This is a genomic window from Cyanobacteriota bacterium (assembly GCA_025054735.1).
Classification (GTDB): domain Bacteria; phylum Cyanobacteriota; class Cyanobacteriia; order SKYG9; family SKYG9; genus SKYG9.
Window position 1 is genome coordinate 5048 of the sequence record JANWZG010000019.1, and the last position, 3689, is coordinate 8736.

Genomic DNA, 3689 nt, shown 5'->3' on the forward strand with positions numbered 1-3689 from the left:
ATGGTGTATTCAATCACATCTCCAGGCGTGTTGGTGCCACTGCCGTCGGTGTCGATGACGCGAGTGGCGGTCTTGGTTAGGGTGAGGTTGGGGATATTGAACGTGACCGGAACCGTATCATCATCACTGGCTAGCAATGCCGGAGGTGGCAATGGGATTGCGTTGCCTGGCCCTACAAAACTATAGCTAGGGTTAGGGCCTGCTGAGGTGCTGCTGGCAAAAACAGTATTGTTTTGACCAACACCAACGGGGATAGCAGGTACGCTAGGGTAAGTGACCCGGGCTGTGAAGGTAACGGTACAGCTTTGTCCTGGTAATAATGTGTCGGTGCCTGCCAAGAGACGAGTGTCTCCTGTCAACAAGCCATTGTAGGCCAGATTGGCTGTACACGTTCCAGCCGTAACAGACGGTGCAACAGGGATCGTGATTGTTGGGGTACCTGTAGCAAAGGTGCGGTTCAAGTTATCGGTTAATTGCACGTTGGGAGCGGGCTGAGTACCTGTGGCGGTAAGCACAACCGTATAGGGAACATCGAAGGCTACAGGACTGACTTGGGTAACCGTGCCGACGGTCTTTGTAACGTTAATTACGAATTCTGGCGAGGTAAAGGCACAACTAGCACCATCACTATTAGTAGTGGTTTCACCTGTTGCAACTAGGGTGGCTGCGCCTGTGGTGGTGTTGACAACGTAGAAAGCATTGTTGTTGTCGTAGGCATATAGGGTGCCAGAGGCATCAAAGAAAGCAGTGCCAATCTGCCCACCAACTAGCCCTGTCGGTAAGCTAGCTAGGATAGTCCCCGTGGCTAAGTTAATTCGAAAAAGGGTGTCACTCAACAATCCGTAGAGAAAGCCATCGATCGGATTAATTGCTATATCACCGACAGAAATGGCAGCAGATAGGGTGATTGTGGTAATGGTAGGCGTGCCAGTATCGGGATTTGCAATTCGGTAAATCGTATTGTTGAGACCCGAGGGCTTAATGTAGTAGTCACCATTTACATCGATAGTGCCAGCATTGTAATTGTTGACGTTGGGGATACTAAGTCCAAGGGCTAGGGTACTAGCAACACCGGTTTGATTAATCCGATACAGAGTTTTGAACCCGTTGGCAAGACCAACATCGATGGCATACATGAGACCATCTTGCTTGCGGTAGGCGAGCGCATTGAGGACGACATCAGGAGCGATCGTACCGATTTGAGTTGACGTAAAGGCAGGACGATTAATACGAAATACTTGAGAGTTGGTAGGAGGGCCAACTAGCTGTCTAATCTGGTAAAGGTTGCCATCACAGGGATAGAGTGGAAACTGAGCGTTAGCAGGTGCGGGTAGCCAAAGGTTGAGGCCGCTGAGGTGAACTACAACTGCAAAGGTAGTAACGACAGTCACCAGAAACCGATGCCACCGTAACTGTAGCTTCAGGATGTTGAGTTTGGAACCCACTGACGATCGCAGCAGACGTGTAAGCCCAGCATTCAGGCTTGACCCTAATGTTGCTATCCAGGACATTACGCCTAACCGCATGGTTTATCTCCCCTCAATTTGCAAATCTGTTTCTTGATCGACAAACTGGATTTCAATCCCCCGTACATCCCGAAAGTAAATCTCTACCCGGCGATCGCGGGCATAGTCTAGACGGGTGTTGCCTTGGCTGCGACGACGAGACTCACCCAAGGAGCGAATGGTAAGGCGGGCAGGATCGATGCCCCGCCGCAGCAGGTAGTTGCGAACCGATTGCGCACGACGTAGTCCCAATGCTTGGTTGTAGGCATCACTAGCACGAGGGTCGGTGTGTCCTTCTAAGTCAATCACGATCATTGGATGTTGGCGTAATACAGTAATCACTTGGTCTAGAAGAGCAGCACTAGCCGGGCTAATATCTGAGCGATCAAGGGCAAAGTGCACTCGACGCGGAACCTGAAGACGCAGCGAAGGGGGTGGTGGAGCAGATGGTGAGGGTGACAGCGCAGGTGGCGAAGGTGATAGTGGCGGTGGCGGGGTCGTGCAGCTTGGGGCAGAGGCGGCAGCCACAGCTGAGGGTTGGCGACTAGTTGGCCCACCCCCTAGAAGCACCCGCACGGTAGCATTGAGAGCTGGTTCTGAGGTGCCGTAGTCAGGAAGGGTAGCGATCGCGCTAATCTGTTGACCTGCTTGCAGATTATCTACTGTTACCCCAAAACGTCCCCGCTGATCGGCTGTCGTGCTGGCAATCAGTCGGCTGAGTGGGCCATGGGTGAGAGCACTGTTGGGAGTGCTCAACAATGGGTCAGCAATGGGAGTAACAAGATATAGATCCACACGGGCACCTGGTTCAGCAATACCATCAATGGCTACCTTGCCATCCCTCAGCAAAAACTCTGAAGAGAGAAACGAGGGGGCATCAATGGCAGCATTTCCTGTTTCCTTGCGGCGGTTCGGTGAGTTGCGGGGTGGGTTAACACCATCACCCCCTTGGTAATCTTGCACGCCAACAGCCTGTTGGGCATTGAGGTCAATACTCAGTCCTTCCAAATCGCTGAACTGATTATTGCGAATGACATTGCGATCGCTCTGGGGAAACGCCGCAACCACGACACCAGCGCTAGTCTGATAGCGAATTTGGTTGTCTAGAACTTGGTGACCACTGCCCATCAGGTAAACAGCAGCCCGTCGCAGCCGACGACCGTTGTAGATAATTTGATTCTCCGCAATTTGTACGGAACCATCGGGCTTGAACAGGTACACACCGCTACCATCATTGCCACAGATGAGATTGCCGCGAACCAGGGACTGGCTAATGACCCCCTCTAAGCGGATGCCATCGGGCATTCCCGCAACGCCATTACCCACAATCAGGTTTTCGATGATCTGGGTATTTTCTGCCCGCACCGAAGTAATCACCCCACTGCCATCATGACGAGTAATGTAGTTCCGACGAATAGTCGTGCCCTTGCTGTTGAAGACAGAAACCCCAAAGGCTGACTGTGGAGCAGAGGGAGAATGATCAGGACTATTGGGTGGCGTAAAGGGGGAAATCCCTAGCCAGTTATTCTCAATCAACACCCCTTGGGGTGGAACGTCCCTATCGTAGAAGGGGAAGAACTTGGCAGGTTGTTGTTGCTGAGTGGTATCTGGCGGAGGCAGACGATGAGCTACAAAAATATCCGCTGGGGGAGTGACAGCCGTAGAGCGGTGTTTAGCTGTGAAGCCATAGAGACTTAGGCCCCGCACGGTTACGTTGTCTGCCGTGATGGTCAACCCCCGAAAGATTTCCACACCGGGTGCAGGGGTAATAGTAACAACTGGAATTGGGATGGGGATTTCTACGGTCGCGATCGCTGCTGGATTGTACCCAGGCTGGGTGGTGCCGTCGATCGTCAAGCCGGGATTTGTAATGTCAGGAAGCAACCCCCTAAGCTGAATGGTTGTTTGACCAGCCGGGAGATTAAACTCAATACGATTGGTGCCGCTACCCGGTGACACAAGTGCCTGTTCTGCTGGACTAAGTTGTGCCAAGGTCAAGGTGCCATTAGCCAGGGCTAGCGCTTCCCGCAGGGTAATTGCGTCATCAGCCTGGATAGTGTCTTGGTTGCTGGTGACCACAATCCGCAGGGACGAGGGTAGTGTTTGAGTGCGAGCGATCGTGGGCAAGCCAGTCATCGCGCCCACACTAATCACTATAGAGGTGCAAGTAAGCACCATCACTCT

The 3689-nt window shown here is 52.5% G+C and carries 2 protein-coding genes; both read right to left on the bottom strand.

Translation table 11 applies throughout. From position 1 onward, the window contains the following. The coding region (locus NZ772_01985) for a hypothetical protein (protein ID MCS6812335.1) at positions 1 to 1526 on the bottom strand (1526 nt) is incomplete at its 3' end. Between the two features lie 3 nt (positions 1527 to 1529). Beyond that, the coding region (locus NZ772_01990; GenBank protein ID MCS6812336.1) for an OmpA family protein at positions 1530 to 3689 on the bottom strand (2160 nt) is incomplete at its 5' end.